1 protein-coding gene is annotated in these 1679 nt (G+C 53.1%); it reads right to left on the bottom strand.

The window, feature by feature from the left end; translation table 11 throughout:
- Positions 1-241 precede the first annotated feature (241 nt).
- Positions 242-1679 (bottom strand): type IV-A pilus assembly ATPase PilB (gene pilB / locus KDK14_RS03225; protein ID WP_257263583.1); only part of this gene is annotated, 1438 nt, incomplete at its 5' end.

Consider the following 1679-nt stretch of genomic DNA (forward strand, 5'->3'; position numbering starts at 1 on the left):
GGGCCAAACTATTTGCAGAGGTTTGCAACCGAACAGACGTTGTCGATCAATACCACGGCGGTTGGTGGCAACGCTACGCTGCTGTCTTTGGGGAGTGAGTCTGTGTGAGCTCGTTGCGAACGGCCATAAAAAGAAAGGAACCACAAAGGCACAAAGACACAAAGGAAGACTTTTTCTTTGCTGAGCGTAGCTCAGGCAAGCCCAAAAAAACTTTGTGTCTTCGTGTCTTTGTGGTTCACGGTTAATCCTGGGTTACCCGGTTCACCTCTTCGAGACTGGTGACACCCTCCAGCGCCTTCAATAGCCCGGATTGGCGAAGGTTGTTGAAGCCCTCTTTTTGCGCCTGTTCCGAGATTTCCAGAGAGTTGCCTTCGGCCATGATGATCTGCTGCATGCCGGGGGTGATTGACACCACTTCATAAATACCCACCCGACCTTTGTAACCGTTCTTGCAGTTTTCACAGCCTTTAGGGCCAAAAATCTCGGCGGAGTCAGCCTGCTTCTCGGTAAAGCCCTCTTCCAGCAGGGTTTCTTTTGGGATTTGCACCTTTTCCTTACACTGGCTGCACAGTCTTCGTGCCAGGCGCTGGGCAATAATCAGGCTGACGGAAGTTGCGATATTAAATGAAGGAACCCCCATGTTCTGCAAACGGGTCAGGGTCTCTGCCGCACTGTTGGTGTGCAGGGTGGACATGACCATGTGGCCGGTCTGGGCCGCCTTGATGGCAATATTGGCCGTTTCCAGGTCACGTATCTCACCCACCATGATGATATCCGGATCCTGACGCAGGAAAGCCCGCAGCGCCTGGCTGAAGTCCATACCCTGTTTGGGGTTGACGTTCACCTGGTTAATACCTTCCAGGTTGATTTCCACCGGGTCCTCCGCAGTGGAAATGTTCCGCTCATTGGTATTGAGAATATTCAAACCGGTATAGAGCGATACCGTTTTACCCGAGCCGGTGGGTCCGGTGACCAGAATCATGCCCTGTGGCTGGTGCAGGGCCGTCATGTACATCGCTTTCTGTTCTTCTTCGTAGCCCAGGGCATCAATCCCCATTTTGGCGCTGGAAGGGTCGAGGATCCGCAGTACGATTTTCTCACCCCAGAGCGTCGGCAGCGTGTTGACCCGAAAGTCGATGGCCTTGCTTTTCGACAGTTTCATTTTTATCCGGCCATCCTGAGGCTTTCTGCGCTCGGAAATATCCATGGCCGACATGATCTTCAGTCGTGATGCAATCCTGGACCCAAGGGTGACCGGGGGACGATTCACTTCATGGAGCACGCCGTCGGTTCTGAAACGAACCCGATAGGCTTTTTCATAGGGCTCAAAGTGCAGATCCGATGCCCCGCCCTTGATGGCGGACAGCAGCATTTTATTGACGAACTTTACTACCGGCGTGTCATCGTCTCCGTCGCCGCCGCTGGCTCCCGAGGTATCATCTCCTGAATCATCAACCGCACTGACTTCAAGATCTTCAAGATCGACCATCCCATCGTCGTCTGCAAACATGTCAGCGGTGTCATCCAGGGAAATATCAATCATTCTCTCCAGACTGTCAGGCTCCGACAGGACCATATGAATGGTCAGGCCGGTACTAAAACGGATTTCATCCAGTCCCTGAAGGTTGGAAGGATCAGAAACGGCCGCAAACAGGTGTGAGCCCCGCTTGATCAGCGGA

It is taken from the genome of Endozoicomonas sp. ONNA2 (assembly GCF_024606365.1).
Lineage (GTDB): Bacteria > Pseudomonadota > Gammaproteobacteria > Pseudomonadales > Endozoicomonadaceae > Endozoicomonas.